Source organism: Thiorhodospira sibirica ATCC 700588 (genome assembly GCF_000227725.2).
GTDB lineage: Bacteria > Pseudomonadota > Gammaproteobacteria > Ectothiorhodospirales > Ectothiorhodospiraceae > Thiorhodospira > Thiorhodospira sibirica.
The window spans coordinates 349,036-368,331 of record NZ_MU255056.1; the positions used below are offsets into that span (position 1 = coordinate 349,036).

The following is a 19,296-nucleotide window of genomic DNA, read 5'->3' on the forward strand; positions in this document are numbered from 1 at the left end:
CACCGCCTCGCAGCAGCCTCGCCAACACCGCCACACATCCACACCTGCCCTTGCCTTGAGATTGAGGGAGGGTTTCCGGCATCAAACCGCCTTGCAATCTCAGCAATTCCAAATTTGAACGTTAACAATCAGGCCGCCAAACGATGGCCGAGAAGTCACATACCGGGCGTGCCGCTCACCAGAGCGGCACTTAGAAGATGCCGCCACGCTATACAATAAGGATATAATTGATTTTTTATAAAATCATAAGGTATGTGCTGATGTCTTTAACACGTCGTTTGCTTTGGGTTGTTTTGCTCACCGGAATGGCCTGTTTGCTGCTGGGATTTGTGTATGTGCAATGGCTGCGCGCCTCGCTGGTTCATGACGTGATTGAAGATAATAGCCAGTATCTGGCCACGATTCTTGAGGAACGCATCAAAAGCAAAAAAGAGTTTGGCATCGGCGTCAGTGTGATGCTGGCGCAGCATCCCGGCATTCGTGAGGCATTTTTGCAAAATGACCGCCCCGCAGCTATTGGGGCCTTGAATGCGATTCTTGAGACGTATACGACAACGACGAATTATCGCGGTTTGCGCGTACAGATACATAGCCACGATGGCTTTTCCTGGTTGCGCAGCTGGGCGGTGGATGAGTATGGTGATGATCTGCGTTTTCGCCCGAGTATCCAGCGCATCATGCGTGAACAGCGCCCGTGTGCGGAATGTGACGAGATGGGACGCGCAGGCTTTGCGATTCGGGCCTTGGCGCCGATCATGGAGCAGGGGCGTTATCGCGGCAGTTTGGAGCTGTTGCAAGGGGTGGGCAGCATCAGCCGCGATTTTGAGCGGGATGGTGCGGCCTATATCCTGTTGTTATCGCAAAACGCCTTACAGGACAGTCCGGGAGTGAGCAGTAATCGCCGCGTCGGGGAATATATTGTTGCCCACGATGGCTGGTTTAATGATCATGCCTTGAATTTTGCGCGCAGTCTGGATCTGGCGACACTGACACAAGACGGCGTGTATCTGGGGGCGCAATGGTTTGGGGTTATGGTGCCCTTGCTCAATGAGCGCGGCGAAAAAATCGGTATGCATGTCATAGGTAAACCGGCACACGGTGTACGTGCCGAGGTGGCGGCGGCAACCCGGTCTGCGTGGATGTTTCTGGGGTTAATCGCGGTATTGGTGATCAGCATGGGCATTCTCATTGCCTGGATGGTGCAAAAGCGTATGGTCACGCCCATCAGGGACAATGTGGTGCGCATTCAGCAGATGGAACATGCCCCTGACATGCGCTTGCAGGCAGAAGGGCGCGATGAGTTAGCCGTTTTATTCCAGGCATTTAATCACTATGCGGATAATTTGCAGCATATTTTGCAGCAAATCACCGAGACATCACTGGATTTGGCCGCCGCCGCAGAACAATTGCTCAGCCATGCGCATACTGGCCTGAATCTGGTGACTCAGCAGCAAAATGAAAGCGAGCAGGTGGCCTCCGCGAGTGTGCAGATGGCGGCCTCGGCCGGTGAGATGTCCGGCCATGCCCAGCATACGCAGCATTCTGCAGAGCAGGCGCTTGAATCAGCGGATAAGGGAATTGATGTGGTGGGCGAAACCCGCCGGGCGATAGAATCCCTGGCGGCCAATATGCACGGTATGCTGGAAAGCATCAAGCGGCTGGATCAAGACAGCCAAAGCATCGGCACCGTCTTGCAAACCATTACCGAAATTTCTGAGCAGACCAATCTGTTGGCGCTCAACGCCGCGATTGAGGCCGCCCGGGCCGGTGAGCATGGGCGCGGCTTCGCGGTGGTGGCCGATGAGGTGCGCCGCCTGGCCAGCAAAACCCAAAACTCAACCGATGAGATTTATCGCATCATTACGCAGTTACAAACCTCGGTCGGTGAGGTGACCGTTGCGATTGAAAAAGGACAAGACGAAACCCAGCGCTGCGTAACCCATGCCCAGCAGGCCAGCGAAGGGCTGGATTTTATCAAGCAGACGGTCAGCGATGTCTATCAACAAGGGCTCTCCATCAGCCAATCTGCCCATGAGCAAAATCACGTTGCCGATGAAGTCAGTCAAAATATCTTGCGCATCAATAATTTGGCAGAAAAAAATGCCCAGTCTGCCCAACAGATTCTGGCGATTGCCACAAACCTCTCCAAACGCGCCGAGGCCCTGGAAGCCTTGCTAAAAAGCTGATTTGTATAAACCGTTGAGGAAATTGCCCAGCGTCTGCGCCAGATTGTGCGGCGTGAAGACACCTTGGCCCGCGTCGGTGGCGATGAATTTGTGATCCTGCTGTCCGACATTCCGGCAGACGATCAGGCGAAAAGCATCGCCGAGCGTGTTGCCGAGCAATGTTTAAGCGTTTTCCAGGAACCGTTGATCTTGCAAGGTGAGTCCTGCCGCTTGGGGGTATCCATCGGGATTGCACAAAGTCAGGGCGAACATACACTTGATGATCTGACCACCCACGCCGATCAGGCGATGTATCGTGCCAAACAGGCCGGGCGTGGATGTTTTGTGTGGGCGCATTGAGCGGTGATACGCAGCACTTCCAGCCACGGCGAACGCACGAGTAACGGCATCCGGGAAGATGCCGTTACCTTTCAGGATATCCGCCTAGAGGCGTTTACTGGCCATGATGATGCTATCGTCTTCGGGGGAGACGTGGGTTGAGAATTTCAGGCGTTTGACCAGGGCGAGCATATTGCTGTTTTGCGACAAGATCTCACCTTCCATCACATCAATCCCTTTTTTCTTGGCCACATCCATTAAATAGTGCATCAGGTGTGAGCCGATACCTTTGCCTTTCCATTCATCCGCAACAGCCAGGGCAAACTCGCAACTGCGCTGGTCAGGGTTGGCGGTATAACGGGCTACGGCGACCTGCAGTTCGCTACCATCCGGGCGTTCATGGACGGCAATCAGCGCCATTTCGCGGTCATAGTCAATCTGGGTAAAGCGCACCAGCATCTGCGGCGTGAGTTCGTGGACGGCCTGCATGAAGCGGAAATAGCGCGATTCAGCCGAGAGTTTGCGCACGAATTCCTGTTCAATCTTGGCATCTTCGGGGCGAATCGGGCGAATCACCAAGGTGGTGCCGTCCGATAATTGCCATTGCGTGACCCAGTGATTCGGATAGGGATGAATCGCCATGTGGGCATAGCGATCTGACATCGGCGCCGGATAATCCACCGAGATGCGGGCATCTACGGCAGCCAGGCCACGTTCATCGACAATCAGGGGGTTGATGTCGAGCTCCTGAATCTCGGGCAGTTCGCAGGCCATTTCAGAAACGCGCAGCAAGACCATTTCCAGGGCCTCGGTATCGACCGGCGGCATATTGCGAAATTGCTTGAGCATCCGCGCCACTTTGGTGCGTTCGATCATGTTCTGAATGATGAACTCATTGAGCGGTGGCAGAGCGACGGCGCGGTCTTTCATGACCTCTACCGAGGTGCCGCCCGAGCCAAAGCTGACCACAGGGCCAAAGGCCGGATCGCGGATAACGCCGATCATCAGCTCACGCCCGTAGGTACTTTTATACATGCGCTCCACGGTGACGCCCTGAATACGCGCCTGCGGAGCGACCCGGCGGGCTTCTTCCACCATCGCCTGATAGGCGCTGCGCACTGCCTCGGCACTGACAATATTAAGCTTGACCCCGCCCACATCCGATTTATGCGTAATATCGGGGGAGTCGATTTTCATCGCCACCGGATAACCCACAGTACCTGCAGCCACGAGCGCCTCATTGGCACTGCGCGCCTGCACGGTTTGGGTCACCGGAATGCGGAAAGCCGACAAGACCGCCTTGGATTCCATGGTGCTCAGGGTCTTGCGGCCTTCGGACAGAGCACCTTCAATGATCATGCGCGCCCCGGAAACATCGGTTTTAATCCGGTCAGACAGCGGGCCAGGGACCTGCAAGAGCATCTTCTGGTTGCGCTGATGCGCCGCCAGATAGGCAAAGGCTTCCACCGAGGCCTCGGGGGTGGAAAAATGCGGCAGATGATGTTTGGTGAATAATTCACGCCCGGCACGCACCTGCTCACCGCCCATCCATGAAGCCATCACCGGTTTTTCGGTTTTTTTAGCCGCATCAATGACTGCCTGCGCGACCTCCGTGGGTTGGGTCATGGCCTGCGGGGTCAGCATGACCAGAGCGCCGTCAATATTGGGATCACTTAGGCAGATGGAAATGGCTTTTTCGTAGCGCGGTGCATCGGCATCGCCGAGAATATCAATGGGGTTGCCATGTGACCAGTGATCTGGCAGAACCTCATTGAGTGCTTTGATGCTTTCCGGGGTGAGCTGTGCCAGCTCAATATCCACCTCTACCGCGCGGTCAGTCGCCATGACGCCAGGACCCCCGGCGTTACTGATGATGGCTAAACGGTTACTTTCAACACGATAGCGACTCGACAGAATCCGGGCGGCGGAAAATAACTGACTGATGGTCAGGGCGCGCACCGCACCGGCACGTTCCAGCGAGGCATCAAAGACATCATCAGCCCCCACAATCGCGCCGGTATGCGACATCGCCGCCCGCGAACCTTCTTCCTTGCGCCCGGATTTGATCACAATCACCGGCTTAATGCGTGCCGCTGCGCGCAGGCCGCTCATAAAGCGCCGGGCATTCCGCACCCCTTCCACATACACTAAAATGCTGTGAGTTTCGCGATCCAGCGCCAGATAATCCAGCACATCGCCAAAATCCACATCGGCGGTATCGCCCATTGAGGCCACCGCCGAAAAGCCGATCTGCTGCGTTTCAGCCCAGTCCAGAATGGCGGTACAGATGGCGCCAGATTGCGACACCAGCGCCAGATCGCCTTTCAGCGCGCTGTTTTTACTGAAGGTGGCATTCAGGCCCTGCGACGGGCGCATGATCCCCAGGCAGTTGGGGCCGATGATGCGCACGTCATATTCCCGTGCGGCATCAATCATGGCCTCTTGCAGGCGCCGTCCAACCGAGCCAGCCTCGCCAAATCCGGCAGATAACACCACCGCCGAACGGATACCAAAAGCACCGCATTGGCGGATCAAGGGCGGGACGGTACGTGCCGGGGTGGCAATCACCACCAGATCAACCGGGCGGCCAATGGCCTCGACATCCGGATACGCCTTGTAGCCCTGGATGGTGTCACGCTTGAGGTTAATCGGGTATAAATCGCCCTGATAACCGGCACTGATTAAATTAGCAAACACCAGCGAACCGACGGCATCTGCGCGTTCGCTCGCACCGATGACCGCGATACTCTTGGCGGAGAAAAAACGGTTCAGGTAATGGGGGCCCATAAGCATATCCTCGGACAGGTTCCGGGTTAAAATATATTGCACTGCAGCATAGTATGGAATAGATGCGCCTGAAGGTCTAGCAGGGATTTTGCGAAACAGATCACGCCGCCTGAGTCCGGCCCATGATCCAAGCCCTTTGCGGGCAAGCGTATAGGCTCTGCGCCAGCGTCTTAAAAAATAGGAAACCGATCCCATGTCATTCTCCTGCGTAATCGGCGTTGATCTGGGCACCTCCGGGTGCCGTGCCATCGCCATCGACCTTCAGGCCCGCATCATCGCCAGCGCTGTGCAAGCACTGCCTGCGCCGTTAAGCCCCGAGACGGATCATTATGAACAAGATCCGCAGCTTTGGTGGCAGGCGCTGATTGAGGTATTGCGTACTCTGTCTGCACAACTAACAGACTATCGCGTCACCCGCCTGGCCATTGACGCTACCTCAGCCAGTGTTTTATTGACCGATGCCCAGGCTCAGCCCCTGGGGCCGGCCTTGATGTATCGTGATCAACGCGCCAAATCCGAGGCCGCTTATATTGCGCGATACGCACCTTCCGCCAGTCCAGCCCGCGGAGCCAGCGCCAGCCTGGCAAAGCTTTTATCAGTTTGCGCGGGAAACCCCGGCCGCAAGGCCAAGGAGGGATAGCGCAGCACGCAAAGCGTGCGCCTGTTCCCGAGGCCTCCTCTTTGGTAGCTCGCTCTCTTTAATACATAGATGCTATCTTCATTTTAACCGCCGGGCTGGCGGGGTTAGTCTGTGGAGAAACTGTAAGTCCGGTGTCTCTTTGAGGCATTTGGCAGGTCTCGGCGCAGGCAGGAAGGACGGGGAGGATGTCAACCAGGCATCCCTTGCTGGGTGATGCACCAGGCCGATTGGCTCAGCGCCCGTCTTAGCGGACAGATCGGCTATAGCGATTGGAATAATGCCCTAAAACTGGGCTTTGATGTGCAGCAACAACAGTGGCCATCCTGGGTCAAGGCACTGATTCCTCCCGAAGTACACTTGCCACAGGTACTGGCACCTGGCACCCCGCTGGGCACACTAAGCGCAACCAGCGCGGCATTAACGGGTCTGTCGGCGGACACGCAAGTGGTCGCTGGCACCACCGACAGCACTGCCGCCTTTATCGCCACCGGAGCCTGTGCGCTGGGGGATGCCGTCACCTCGCTGGGCAGCACCCTGGTTTTGAAAATCCTAAGCCCGGTTGCGGTCAATGACGCCAGTATTGGGGTTTACAGTCATCGCTTGGGGGAGTATTGGCTGGTCGGCGGAGCCTCCAACAGCGGTGGCTCGGTCTTGCGCCAGTTTTTCAGCGATGCACAGATCCAGACATTAAGCGCCCACATCGACCCCACCCGCCCCAGCGGCCTGAACTACTACCCATTGCCAGCCATCGGCGAACGGTTTCCGCTGGCCAACCCCGCAATGGTCCCGCGTTTAAGCCCCCGTCCACCCGATCCCGCCCTCTTCCTGCAAGGACTGCTGGAAGGCATTGCCCAGATTGAGGCCCAAGGCTACGCCCATTTGGCCGCCTGTGGCGCCCCCTACCCGCAACGCATCCTCACCGTGGGCGGCGGCAGTCAAAATCCGGCCTGGACACACCTTCGCCAGCGCATCCTCGGCGTCCCCATTGAGCCCTTGCCCGACCGCCCCGCCGCCTTGGGCGCCGCGATGCTTTGCTTATCAAAATGACCGCGCTTTGCCTCTGGGAGCGCGGAGCACCCAAGCGCTATAAAAACGTGGCAGCATCTTCCAGATGCCGCTGCAAAAAAGCGACGGCTAGAAGCCGACGCCACTTTGTGATGAACAAACATTATTTAAACCCATCACACACATCACCATCCACGCTGGACAGTGACGCCGTGGATGGTGCAAAATCCGTGCGTTTATCTCCCCTTGGGTGCGATATCCGCAGAATAAGCGCATTAACCCAGATTTTAGATACCTTTTCACGCCTTGTATGAAAAAAATTTTACTCTTGAACGGGCCTAATCTGAACCTGCTGGGCCGACGCGAGCCGACGATGTATGGGCGCGAAGGGCTGGCCGAGATTGAGGCCCGGCTGATCCAGCAGGCCGCCATGGCCGGCGTGGAACTGGTGTGTTTTCAAAGCAACGCGGAGCATCATCTGATTGAACGTGTTCATCAGGCGGCGCTTGATGATGTGTGTTTTATCTTGATCAATCCCGGTGCCTTTACCCATACCAGCATTGCCTTGCGCGATGCTTTACTGGGGGTGGCGATTCCTTTTATCGAGATTCATTTATCCAATGTGCATGCCCGCGAGCCTTTCCGGCACCATTCGTATTTTTCCGATGTGGCCGCAGGTGTGATCATTGGCCTGGGCACCAAGGGCTACGCGCTGGCTCTTGAGGCTGCCATTCATCTGACCCATAACCATTGAGCTAACATGGATATCCGTAAAATAAAAAAACTGATTGAATTACTTGAAGAATCCGGTATCAACGAGATTGAGATCAAAGAAGGGGAGGAGTCGGTGCGGATTACCCGTGCGGCGCATTCCAATGCCCCCACCATGATGATGCCGCAGATGTACGGGATGGTCCCGCCAGCTCCGGCACACGCCACCGCTGCAGTATCCGCGCCTGCGGTGACCACGGAGGACGCCGCCCCCGCTGCCCATCTGGGGCATGCCGTCACGGCTCCCATGGTGGGCACCTTTTACCGCGCCCCGACACCGGGCTCCAAGCCCTTTGCCGAAATCGGGCAGACCGTGTCCTCCGGCGATACGCTGTGCATCATTGAGGCCATGAAGATGCTCAATCAGATCGAAGCGGATAAAAACGGGGTGATCAAGGCGTGTCTGGTGGAAAATGGCCAGCCGGTTGAATATGGCCAGCCCCTGTTCATCATTGAGTAATCAGGGGTATAGCATGTTTGATAAGATACTCATCGCCAATCGCGGCGAGATTGCCTTGCGGGTTTTACGCGCCTGCCGCGAGCTGGGCATTAAAACCGTGGCGGTTCACTCCGAGGCCGACCGCGATCTCAAGCACGTTCGCCTAGCCGATGAATCGGTGTGCATCGGCCCGGCCAACTCCACGGAAAGCTACCTCAACATCCCGGCCATTATCAGCGCGGCGGAGGTCACCGATGCCGAGGCGATTCATCCCGGCTATGGCTTTTTATCGGAAAATGCCGATTTTGCCGAGCGGGTGGAATCCAGCGGCTTTGTCTTTATCGGCCCGCGTGCCGAAAATATCCGTCAGATGGGCGATAAGGTGGCCGCCAAAGATGCCATGAAAAAAGCCGGGGTGCCCTGTGTGCCGGGTTCTGATGGCGCCTTGAATCAGGTATTGGAAGATAATCTCGAGCTGGCACGGGAGATCGGCTATCCGGTCATTATCAAGGCGGCGGGCGGTGGCGGCGGGCGCGGGATGCGGGTGGTACATGCCGAGGGTGCCTTGATCAATGCCATTACCCTCACCCGTGGCGAGGCGCAGGCGGCTTTTGGTAACCCGACCCTCTATATGGAAAAATATCTGGAACGGCCCCGCCATATCGAGTTTCAGGTGCTGGCTGACCAACAGGGTAATGTCGTCAGTCTGGGGGAGCGGGATTGTTCCATGCAGCGGCGTCATCAGAAGGTGATCGAAGAGGCGCCTGCGCCGGGAATTACCGAAGAAGAACGCCGCCGTATGGGCGAATGCGTGACGCGGGCCTGTCGCGACATGAACTACCGGGGCGCGGGCACCTTCGAGTTTTTATACGAAAACGGGGAGTTTTTCTTTATCGAGATGAACACTCGGGTGCAGGTCGAACATCCGGTCACCGAAATGATCACTGGCATTGATATCGTCTGCGAACAGATCCGCATCGCTGCGGGCCTGCCTTTATCCTTTACGCAAGATGACATCGTGCTGCGCGGTCATGCCATCGAATGCCGCATCAATGCCGAAGATCCGCACAAGTTCACGCCATCCCCCGGTCTGATCAAACAATTCCATGCCCCCGGCGGGATTGGGGTGCGCGTCGATACGCATATCTACAATAATTATTTTGTGCCGCCTTATTATGATTCTATGATTGGCAAGCTGATCATCCACGGCCCAGACCGTGAGACCGCCATCGCCCGCATGCGCGGCGCGCTTTCAGAAATCGTCATTGAAGGTATCAAGCACAATATCCCCTTGCACAAGGAACTGATCAACGACGCCGCCTTTCAGGCGGGCGGTACGGATATTCACTACCTTGAGAAAAAACTCAAGCAAGAGTTTTGACATCCTCCTTTTCCCGTAAGGCTGGCGATGACGCACACCTAACCTTGCCGTCACCCGTTGAGCGGCACACTCGCCGCCTACAGGCCAAAGAGTGTACACACACCGGGCATTTGATTGCATTGGCGATTCAGATGCCCGCCCAAGCGTCCGGCTCATGCGTACATGATGATGACCTCCATGCCGTCTTGCATAGACCGGCTCATGCCGTTTCGCCGCCAGCGCCCGCTTCACCGGCCTTAGCGCCCGGACGCTTTACTTGAAGACAGGATACATCCTGCATGTAAACAACCCCTCGATCCGCCTCCGGGCGCGCTGGATACATTTTCATTTATGAAGGGCATAACAGGTTTAAGCGATGGTATTTTCTGCACAGTATGATGTGATTGTGGTCGGTGGGGGTCATGCGGGCGTGGAAGCGGCAGCGGTGGCAGCGCGGATGGGCTGTCAAACCCTGCTGCTGACGCACAACATCGAAACCATTGGCCAGATGAGCTGCAATCCGGCCATCGGTGGTATTGGCAAGGGCCATCTGGTCAAAGAGATTGACGCGCTGGGCGGTATCATGGCCCAGGCGGCGGATCGTGCCGGGATTCATTTTCGCCGCCTCAACAGCAGCAAAGGGCCGGCGGTGCGGGCCACCCGGGCGCAGGCGGATCGTCGTCTGTATAAAACGGCGGTACGCACCATGCTGGAAAATCAGCCGAATCTGTGGCTGTTTCAGCAGGGCGTAGACGATCTGATTGTCCACGGCGAGCGGGTGGCCGGGGTGGTGACGCAGGCCGGGCTGCGCTTTTATGCCCCCTCGGTGGTGCTAACCGTGGGCACCTTTCTCGCGGGTCTGATTCATATCGGTGAGGCGCGCTATCCGGCGGGCCGGGCCGGTGATCCACCGTCGGTGCATCTGGCGCATCGGCTGGCGGAGCTATTACCCGGTCAGACACGCCTGAAAACCGGCACCCCGCCGCGCCTGGATGCCCGCAGCCTGGATTACTCACAATTGCAGGAACAGCCCGGCGATACCCCGCGCCCGGTGTTTTCCTTTCTGGGTTCGCTGGCTGATCATCCGCCGCAAGTCAGTTGTCACATGACCCGCACCACCGCGCAAACACATGCCATTATCCGCGAAAATCTGCACCGTTCGCCGCTATATACCGGCGTGATTGAGTCCATCGGGCCACGGTATTGTCCCTCGATTGAAGACAAAATCGTGCGCTTTGCCGACAAAGACAGCCATCAGATTTTTATCGAACCGGAAGGGCTGGATACCTATGAGCTGTATCCCAATGGCATTTCCACCAGCCTGCCCTTTGATGTGCAAATGGCTCTGGTGCGCTCGATCATCGGCTTTGAAAATGCGCATATCCTGCGTCCCGGCTATGCGATTGAATATGACTGCTTTGATCCCAGAGGACTCTATCCCAGCCTGGAAACCCGCACCTTGGCAGGGCTGTTTCTGGCCGGACAGATCAACGGCACCACCGGCTATGAAGAGGCCGGGGCACAGGGCCTGCTTGCCGGGATCAATGCCGCCCGGCGGGTACAGGCACAACCGGCCTGGTATCCGCGCCGCGATGAAGCCTATATCGGCGTGATGGTGGATGATCTGATCACCCGAGGCACCAACGAGCCCTATCGCATGTTCACCAGCCGCGCTGAATACCGCCTGCTGCTGCGCGAAGATAACGCCGATCTGCGCCTGACGCCCATCGGTCGCGAACTGGGCACGGTGGATGACAGCCGCTGGCACGCCTTCAGCAAGAAGCGCGAGGCCATCGAGCGCGAAACGCAGCGCCTGGCCAGCACCTTCGTGCAACCCAACAGCCCCGCCGCCCACGCCTTGATACCGCTAACCGGCGAGCTGGCCCGGGAACACAGCCTGCTGGAGCTGTTGCGCCGTCCGGAGTTGAGCTATGCCGCATTGGCGCAGCTGGACGGACTCACCCCCGGCCTGGCCACCGGCGATACCGCCGAGCAGGTGGAGATTCAGATTAAATATGCTGGCTACATCAAACGCCAGCAGGAAGAAGTCGAGCGGCTGAGTCGCTATGAGGCCACGATCCTGCCCAATGACATTGATTATCAAGACATTGCGGGCCTGTCTCATGAGGTGCGCCAGAAACTGGCCAGTCACCGACCTCACACCGTCGGCCAGGCTTCACGTATTCCCGGTATTACCCCGGCGGCGGTGTCTTTGCTGCTGGTACACCTCAAACGACTGCGCAAATCCGCAGCGGGATAACGCATTTAACGGCACTCCCAGCTTGAGTATGGAATAATCCGCCGGGCTGTGTCAGGATACAGGCGCTATTTTTGGCCTTGGCTTGGGCCGGTCTGCTGTCAGTGTGCTGGGCATACGCAGGCCGGTTTGGGGCTGATGGCGATTGTTTAACGCAATTTTTGCAGATTTTTGGGGAGATTTGAGCGTATGTATTGGGTCTTGGCGTTAATGACGGTGGCTTTGGTGGGGATGATCGCGGCGGGGATTTATTATGATATGAATCCGCCCAAGCCGGATAACACCCGTGTGGTGCGGCGCATGAAAGGGATTTTGGGGGCAAATTTGCTGACCTTTGTCAGTGCGCAAGCCTTGCTGGTGTTCGTGGCCTTTCAGCAGGTCATGGCCAGTGACGCAGTATCACAGGGGGTCAATGAGATCTCCATCGGCATGGGTCTGGCCATGATTGGCGCCGGCATTCCAACGGCGTTTGCCACGGTGGGCGCGGGGATTGCCGTGGGGCCGGTGGGCAGCGCCGCCATTGCCGCGATCAGCGAAAAACCCGAGATCTTTGGGCGCAGTCTGGTGTATCTGGGGCTGGCAGAAGGGATTGCGATTTATGGCCTGGTGGTCACCATCCTGATGCTGGGCGCGATTGGTTAGGCCTGAGAATCGCTCATGTATGCAGCATCCCCTGTACAAGACACTGCCCCCACGCGCTTTATCGCCATTGGCTCGGCGCCGCTGGTGGAAGGGTTTGGGCTGATTGGCTTTGAAACCTATCCGGATGTGCAGTGTGAGGCACTGGCCACCTTACTGGAGACGGTGGTGCGCAGTCGTGTGCCCACGCTGTTATTGCTGGAAAACCGCCTGGCGCGTTGTCCCTGTCCGATTCTGGAGCATATCCGCAATCAGCAGGCGCAGATCGTGGTGGTGGAGATTCCCGAACTGCATAATCCAACGGATTTTCACCCGGAAGTGGAGCATCTGGTGCAAAGCGTCTTGGGTCCTTCTGCTCTGGAGCAAAAAACGTGATCAGCGAAAATCATATCGCGGAACTGGAACATGCCTTGCTGGCGCGGGCGCGCAACCTTGCCCAGGAATATCTGGGGCGGGCGGATACTGGGCGCGAGCAGATCATCCGTGATACCAACTATCATCTGCGTCTGCGCGAAGAGCGCGAGATGCTGGCGGCCAAAAGTTTAGGCGATCGTACCTATCGCCAGTTGACCCAGGCCGGTGAGTTGCAGCTACAGGCCGATATGGACCGGCTACGCTTTGCCCTGATTCAGGGGGTGATGCTCTCGGCACTTGAGGAAATCAAGCAATTTACCCGTGATGAACAGCGCTATCTACCGGTACTTGGCCAGTTTTTGGCACGCAGCGCCCAGGCCATTGAGGATAAACCGCTGATTGTGCGGGTGAATGCAGCGGATCATAAACGCCTGAACAAGCGTTGGGAGAGCTGGAGCGCCGAATATGTGCCACACCGTCAGGTAACGCTGGATGAAGAGACGCTGGATTGCATCGGCGGGCTGGTGGTGCAGGATGAGGCCGGGCGTGAGCGCATTGATCAAACCTTTGAAGGTCGTCTGGAGCGTCTGGAAATGGCAGTACAGCAAGTGGCAGTGCAGCGATTATTTGCGACGCTGCCGGAGGCCGGAGGGCTTTTGAATGGCTAAGGTGGTAGATATCAATGGCCCGATTGTGATTGTGCATCTGCCGGAGGTCTTGATCGGTGAGCAGGTGCGCCTCGGCGAGCTGGGCCTGTTGGGCGAAGTGATCGGACGCGAGCAGGAATGCGCAGTGGTGCAGGTCTATGAATCCACCGAAGCGCTGCGCCCCGGTGAATCGGTGGAGGCGCTGGGACATCCCTTGTCGGTGGAATTGGGCCCCGGCTTACTGGGGCAGATTCTGGACGGAATTCAGCGCCCGCTGACCGCCATTGCCGCCCAAAGTGGCGATTTTATCGGGCGTGGCGTACATCCCCCGGCGCTGGATCGGGAGAAGCGCTGGCCATTTGTCCCCAATCCGCTGCTCAAGACCGGCCAACGCATTCAGGGCGGGCAAGCGCTGGGCACGGTGCGCGAAACCCAAAGTATTGAGCATCGCATTCTGGTTCCGCCGGACATTGACGGCGAACTGCTGGAACTGGCACCGCAAGGCGACTATACCATTGAGGAAATCGCGGCACGGGTACAGGATAGCAAAGGCCAGATCCACTCCTTGCGCTTTTACCAGCGCTGGCCGGTGCGCAAACCGCGCCCCTATCTGCGCCGCAGTGCTGTGGGCAAGCCTCTGCTCACCGGGCAGCGCGTACTGGATACTTTCTTCCCGCTGATCAAAGGCGGGAAAGCCGCCGTACCGGGCCCCTTCGGAGCGGGCAAAACCATGGTGCAGCAGCAGATTGCCCGCTGGTCTAATGCCGATATCGTGATCTATGTCGGCTGCGGCGAACGCGGCAACGAACTGGTGGACATTCTCGAAACCTTCCCCGAACTGATTGATCCGCATACGGGTCGCTCGCTGATGGAGCGCACCCTGCTGGTGGCCAATACCTCGAATATGCCGGTGGTGGCGCGGGAGGCCTCGATTTATGTGGGCGTAACGATGGCCGAATACTACCGCGACCAGGGCTATGATGTGGTGATGGTGGCGGATTCCACCTCCCGCTGGGCAGAGGCTTTGCGCGAGGTCAGCGGGCGGCTGGGACAAATGCCAGTGGAGGAAGGCTATCCGGCCTATCTGGCCTCACGGCTGGCGGCGTTTTATGAGCGGGCCGGGTGCGTGGATCTGCTCGGCGGCGAGGGCAGTGGTTCTGTCACGCTGATTGGCGCGGTTTCCCCGCCCGGCGGTGATTTTTCCGAACCCGTGACCAGCCACACCAAAGAGATCATTCAAACCTTCTGGGCCTTGTCCAAAGAACTGGCCGATGCCCGTCACTATCCCTCCGTGGACTGGGCTGACAGCTTTTCGGGCTATATTCAGGATGCCGCCGCGTGGTGGTCGGAATCCGTGGATACTCGCTGGGAACGCCTGCGCGCCGAAGCCTTGGGGATTTTGTCGCGGGCTGATGAACTGGCGCGCATTGTCAATCTGGTTGGCCCCGAGGCGCTGTCTTCACAGCAACGCTGGGAACTGGCCGGGGCGCAGGTGATTCGCGAGGGCTTTTTGCAGCAAAGCGCCCTGGATGAGATCGACAGCTACTGCTCGCCGCAAAAGCAATTTCGCCTGCTGGAGCTATTGCTCAATCTTTATCAGCGCGGCCAGCGTCTGTTGGCCCAAGGGGCTTCCGTGCAGCGCCTGCTGGAATTGCCCCTGCTGGCCACGGCCAAGCGCCTCAAGAGTCAATACAGCAGCGAGCAGCTTGATGAGATGAATGCCTTTGCGCAAGAGATTGACGACATCTTCAGCGCACTGGATCAGGAATATCTCGCTGTCCCGGTGAAACAGCCCGCCGCATAGAGGTTTTTTTCATGAGAGAAAAAGAATACCGTTACGCCAGCGCCGCCCGTGGTGGCCTGCTGTTTATGAAAGGCTTGAGCGGGGTGCGCAATGGGGATCGCGTGCAGGTGCGCGATCATCAGGGACAGGTGCGCAATGGGCAGGTGATCCGCACCACCACCGAGATGGTGCTGATCCAGGTCTTTGAGGGTACTGACGGACTGGACTTGGAGCGCACTTGGGTGCGTTTTCTCGAAGAACCCTTCGAGGTCACGCTCTCACCGGCCATTCTTGGGCGCATCTTTAATGGCGTGGGCAAGCCGCGTGATGGCCGCCCGGCCTTGATCAGCCAGACCAAACGCAATGTCAACGGCTCGGCGGTCAATCCGGCGGCGCGGGCCTATCCCAAGGAATTCATCCAGACCGGACTTTCCGGCATTGACGGCCTCAATTCCCTGGTACGCGGGCAAAAGCTGCCGGTGTTTTCCGGCTCAGGTCTGCCGCATAACCGCCTGGTCGCGCAACTGGTGCGCCAGGCCAAGCTCCCCGGCGAGGAAAGCAATTTTGCCGTGGTTTTCGCTGCGATGGGCATCTCCCATGCCGATGAGCGCTTTTTCCGCCAAAGCTTTGAATCCAGCGGCGTCTTGCGCAACGTGGTGATGTTCACCAATCTGGCCGATGATCCGCCGATTGAACGCCTGATCCTGCCGCGCACCGCGCTGACCGTGGCTGAATATCTGGCCTTTGATCTGGATTTGCATGTGCTGGTGGTGATCACCGACATGACCCATTATGCCGAGGCGCTGCGCGAAGTCGCTACCGCCAAGGGCGATGTCCCCTCACGCAAAGGCTATCCGGGGTATCTGTATTCCGATCTGGCCGAAATCTACGAACGCGCCGGACGGATTCGCGACCGCCACGGCTCCATCACCATGGTGCCGGTGTTATCCATGCCCTCAGACGACATCACCCATCCCATCCCCGATTTGACCGGCTACATCACCGAGGGGCAAATCGTGCTCTCGCGTGAATTACACGGCCAGGGCATCTACCCACCGATCCATGTGCCGCCCTCTTTATCGCGCCTGATGAAAGACGGCATCGGCGCACAATACACCCGCGACGACCACGCCCGCGTCGCCAGCCAGCTCTACGCCTCCTACGCCCGGGCGCTGGAAGTGCGCAATCTGGCCTCCATTGTCGGCGCCGAAGAACTGTCCCAGCGCGACCGCCAATACATGGACTTCGCCAAACTGTTTGAACGCCGCTTCATCGGCCAGGGCGAAGAGCAAGACCGCTCCATCATCGAAACCCTGGAAATTGCCTGGGAGGTCTTATCCTTGTTGCCCCCCAGCGAACTCACCCGCGTCAGCGAGGCCGATCTGGCCCGTTCGCATAACTGGAGCGAAGACCGCAGCCCGGCAAGCGATAGCGAGGCCCTGGTCGCATGAGCCGCCGCCTGAAAATCTCCCCGACCAAAAGCGCCCTGCTGCAAACCAAACGCCAACTGGTATTTTTACAGCAGGGACATGATCTGCTGGAACGCAAGCGTGAACTGCTCACCCGCCTGGTCTATGAACATCTGGCCGAATACCGCCGCCTGCGCAACGAAACCCGCGAAAAGCTGGCCGAAGCCTATCACTGGCTGGCCATCTGTCAAATGCGCATGGGCGGTCGTCGCCTGCGCCAGGCTGCCACGGGCTTGCAACCCGCCTTAAAGGTACGCATCCTGCCGCGCAGCAATCTGGGCGTGGAATACCCCTCGGTGCAGGTCGAAACCTGCCCACTCAAACCCGTGGGCCTCATGTGGACCGACTCAAGCTTTGACGAAACCCGCCTCAAACTGCAAGAAGCCGCCGTCATGCTCGCCCGCCTGGCCGAGTCGGAAACCTCACTGTGGCGCCTGTTAAAAGAACAGCGCAAAACTCAAAAGCGGGTCAACGCCCTCAAATACAACATCATCCCGCGCTATCAGGCCACCGTGCGCTTCATTCAGGGCAGCCTGGAAGAAGATGAACGCAACACCCTGTTTCAGATCAAACAACTCCACGCCCAACGCGAAGACGCCAACCACACCGTTTGAGCCGATAAAAATCCCGGCCGCCGCGCCAGCCTATGGGAGTGCGGAGCAGCCTTTCGAGCAAGGCCATAAAAACGCCACACAGCAGCTGCTGTGAGCGGTCAGGAATGGATGCCGATCTGTCAGGCCGGGCGCGATGTGCTAGAATTATCCCCTGCAATATACCTGCAGAACCTGTAAGTTTTTTGCTTCCCAAAGGCTTTGGGATTGCTCATAAATATCAAGATCTTTGCCGTCACCCGCTTTCTTTTAGTCTGCAAATGCATGTTTTTAAAGTAAAAATTGAAATATCTCAGGCTGTAGATAAGTACACGCCTAAGTATTAGACTTCCTACCTTCCCAAAACCGCCCAAACTGTTTGGCTTGTCTGACCCTCGCGTTGACAGGTCCTGGGATATTATTCTCCGGAGTCGCACCGTGCCTGGTAATTCGCTGTGGCAGCAATGCATTGCTCGGTTGGAGCGTGAACTGTCCGACCAGCAATTGAATACCTGGATTCGTCCGCTGCATGCGATTGACGAGGAGGATACTGTGCGCTTGCTGGCGCCCAATCGCTTTGTGCTGGACTGGGTGCGCAAACATTTTTTTGCCCGCATTGAGACCTTGATCAACGAGTGTGCAGATGGCCGGACGCTGCGGGTACAGCTGGAAGTCGGCAGCCAGCGGGCGGGGGCTGGCAAAAATGGCGCTGAGCGCACCACGCCGCTCAAAAAAGCCAACGGCAAGCGCCATAGCATCACCCAGCTCAGCACGCCAGCCAGCCAATTTACCAATAATCTCAACCCGAACTATACCTTTGATAATTTTGTGGAAGGGAAGTCCAACCAGCTGGCGCGGGCGGCGAGTCAGCAAGTCGCTGATGCGCATGGCAAGGCCTATAACCCGATGTTTATTTACGGGGGCGTGGGTCTGGGCAAAACCCACCTGATGCACGCGATTGGCAATGATATTTTGCAGCGCAATACCACGGCCCGCGTGGTCTATCTGCATTCGGAACGCTTTGTCGCGGATATGATCAAGGCCCTGCAACATAATCTGATGAACGATTTTAAGCGCTATTATCGTTCGGCGGATGCCTTATTGATTGATGATATTCAGTTTTTTGCCGGCAAGGAGCGTTCGCAGGAAGAGTTTTTTCATACCTTCAATGCGCTGATGGAAGGCCATCATCAGGTGATTATTGCCTGTGATCGTTTCCCCAATGAGGTCAACGGCCTGGAGGAACGACTCAAGTCGCGCTTTGGCTGGGGGTTGACGGTGGCGATTACTCCGCCGGAACTTGACACCCGTATCGCCATTTTGCAAAACAAGGCCCAGCAGGCCGGGCTCAAATTGCCCAACGAGGTCGCTTATTTCATGGCCAAGCGCATTCGTGCCAATATTCGTGAGCTGGAAGGGGCATTACGGCGTATTCTGGCCAGTGCGCAGTTTAGCGGAAAACCCGTCGATCTGGCCTTTGCCAAGGAAGCCCTGCGCGACATGCTCAGCGCCCAGGAACATCTGGTTTCGATTGAAAACATTCAAAAAATCGTATCGGATTATTACAAGGTATCCATCGCTGACATGGTTTCCAGCAAGCGCACACGGGCCATCAGCCGCCCCCGGCAGATGTGCATGGCTCTGGCCAAGGAGCTGACCACCAACAGCCTGCCGCAGATTGGCCGCTCCTTTGGCGGACGCGATCACACCACGGTGTTATATGCCTGTCGCAAGGTTAATGAGCTGCGCAAGGCTGATCAGGAAGTCGATGAGGCATTCAATACCCTGTTGCAGAGACTGTCGGGCTAGCGGGCGCGGATGGAATCAGATAGGCAGGGCTTCTGATAGCGCTACGCGTGATGCTGGATGTCCGATCATGCCCATGCCTGCTAAAATGCCCTGCAAACCATTTAGAACGCATATAGTGAGGATATTTGTGCGTCAAGCACTGGCCCGGTTTATCTCCAGGCCTATGCAGGACGTATCACCCGCCCCCATGCCGATCCGCCCGGAATGTTTTCCAGCGGACGGTTTCTTGTTGATCAACGTGT

General features: G+C 57.5%; 17 protein-coding genes. 16 read left to right on the top strand and 1 reads right to left on the bottom strand.

Going from position 1 to position 19,296, the window contains the following annotated elements; translation table 11 throughout:
- The first annotated feature begins 260 nt into the window (after positions 1-260).
- Positions 261-2,186, top strand: coding sequence for a methyl-accepting chemotaxis protein (locus tag THISIDRAFT_RS01750; RefSeq protein WP_006786256.1), 1,926 nt, complete (start codon positions 261-263; stop codon positions 2,184-2,186).
- Between the two features lie 21 nt (positions 2,187-2,207).
- Positions 2,208-2,525 carry a GGDEF domain-containing protein gene (locus tag THISIDRAFT_RS01755; protein WP_083824551.1) on the top strand — a complete coding sequence of 106 codons (318 nt, stop codon included), beginning with the start codon at positions 2,208-2,210 and terminating at the stop codon, positions 2,523-2,525.
- A gap of 84 nt (positions 2,526-2,609) precedes the next feature.
- Here THISIDRAFT_RS01755 and THISIDRAFT_RS01760 read toward each other — a convergent pair whose 3' ends face one another.
- Complete coding sequence (locus THISIDRAFT_RS01760) at positions 2,610-5,291, bottom strand: bifunctional acetate--CoA ligase family protein/GNAT family N-acetyltransferase (RefSeq protein WP_006786258.1); 2,682 nt, start codon at positions 5,289-5,291, stop codon at positions 2,610-2,612.
- A gap of 193 nt (positions 5,292-5,484) precedes the next feature.
- Here THISIDRAFT_RS01760 and THISIDRAFT_RS01765 point away from each other — a divergent pair, with 193 nt between their 5' ends.
- The 14 genes from THISIDRAFT_RS01765 to dnaA all read left to right on the top strand — a co-directional run bounded on the left by THISIDRAFT_RS01765 (position 5,485) and on the right by dnaA (position 19,054).
- A complete protein-coding gene (locus tag THISIDRAFT_RS01765; protein ID WP_006786259.1) occupies positions 5,485-5,931 on the top strand; it encodes an FGGY family carbohydrate kinase in 447 nt (148 codons plus the stop codon).
- Positions 5,932-6,144: 213 nt separating this feature from the next.
- Positions 6,145-6,978, top strand: a complete 834-nt coding sequence (locus THISIDRAFT_RS01770) for an FGGY-family carbohydrate kinase (protein WP_006786260.1) — start codon at positions 6,145-6,147, stop codon at positions 6,976-6,978.
- Between the two features lie 268 nt (positions 6,979-7,246).
- Entirely contained in the window at positions 7,247-7,690 is a 444-nt protein-coding gene (aroQ, locus tag THISIDRAFT_RS01775) for a type II 3-dehydroquinate dehydratase (protein ID WP_006786261.1), read from the top strand.
- Positions 7,691-7,696: 6 nt separating this feature from the next.
- Positions 7,697-8,167, top strand: a complete 471-nt coding sequence (gene accB / locus THISIDRAFT_RS01780; RefSeq protein WP_006786262.1) for an acetyl-CoA carboxylase biotin carboxyl carrier protein — start codon at positions 7,697-7,699, stop codon at positions 8,165-8,167.
- A 13-nt stretch (positions 8,168-8,180) separates the two neighbouring features.
- On the top strand, positions 8,181-9,527 hold the full coding sequence (gene accC / locus THISIDRAFT_RS01785) for an acetyl-CoA carboxylase biotin carboxylase subunit (RefSeq protein WP_006786263.1): 1,347 nt from the start codon (positions 8,181-8,183) through the stop codon (positions 9,525-9,527).
- 355 nt (positions 9,528-9,882) lie between these two features.
- The gene (mnmG, locus tag THISIDRAFT_RS01790) at positions 9,883-11,766 is read left to right on the top strand and encodes a tRNA uridine-5-carboxymethylaminomethyl(34) synthesis enzyme MnmG (RefSeq protein ID WP_006786264.1); all 1,884 of its coding nucleotides are present in this window, start codon (positions 9,883-9,885) and stop codon (positions 11,764-11,766) included.
- A gap of 186 nt (positions 11,767-11,952) precedes the next feature.
- Positions 11,953-12,405: an ATP synthase subunit C gene (locus tag THISIDRAFT_RS01795; protein ID WP_006786265.1), complete on the top strand. Its 453-nt coding sequence runs from the start codon at positions 11,953-11,955 to the stop codon at positions 12,403-12,405.
- Positions 12,406-12,420: 15 nt separating this feature from the next.
- A complete protein-coding gene (locus tag THISIDRAFT_RS01800) occupies positions 12,421-12,777 on the top strand; it encodes a V-type ATP synthase subunit F (RefSeq protein ID WP_006786266.1) in 357 nt (118 codons plus the stop codon).
- Complete coding sequence (locus THISIDRAFT_RS01805; protein ID WP_006786267.1) at positions 12,774-13,424, top strand: V-type ATP synthase subunit E; 651 nt, start codon at positions 12,774-12,776, stop codon at positions 13,422-13,424. The genes THISIDRAFT_RS01800 and THISIDRAFT_RS01805 overlap by 4 nt, the downstream gene beginning before the upstream one ends.
- Positions 13,417-15,207, top strand: coding sequence for a V-type ATP synthase subunit A (locus tag THISIDRAFT_RS01810; protein ID WP_006786268.1), 1,791 nt, complete (start codon positions 13,417-13,419; stop codon positions 15,205-15,207). The genes THISIDRAFT_RS01805 and THISIDRAFT_RS01810 overlap by 8 nt, the downstream gene beginning before the upstream one ends.
- A gap of 11 nt (positions 15,208-15,218) precedes the next feature.
- Complete coding sequence (locus THISIDRAFT_RS01815) at positions 15,219-16,637, top strand: V-type ATP synthase subunit B (protein ID WP_006786269.1); 1,419 nt, start codon at positions 15,219-15,221, stop codon at positions 16,635-16,637.
- Positions 16,634-17,269 carry a V-type ATP synthase subunit D gene (locus THISIDRAFT_RS01820; RefSeq protein WP_006786270.1) on the top strand — a complete coding sequence of 212 codons (636 nt, stop codon included), beginning with the start codon at positions 16,634-16,636 and terminating at the stop codon, positions 17,267-17,269. The genes THISIDRAFT_RS01815 and THISIDRAFT_RS01820 overlap by 4 nt, the downstream gene beginning before the upstream one ends.
- Before the next feature lie 104 nt (positions 17,270-17,373).
- Positions 17,374-17,592: a hypothetical protein gene (locus THISIDRAFT_RS01825; protein ID WP_139063941.1), complete on the top strand. Its 219-nt coding sequence runs from the start codon at positions 17,374-17,376 to the stop codon at positions 17,590-17,592.
- Between the two features lie 91 nt (positions 17,593-17,683).
- On the top strand, positions 17,684-19,054 hold the full coding sequence (dnaA, locus tag THISIDRAFT_RS01830; RefSeq protein WP_006786271.1) for a chromosomal replication initiator protein DnaA: 1,371 nt from the start codon (positions 17,684-17,686) through the stop codon (positions 19,052-19,054).
- Positions 19,055-19,296 lie beyond the last annotated feature (242 nt).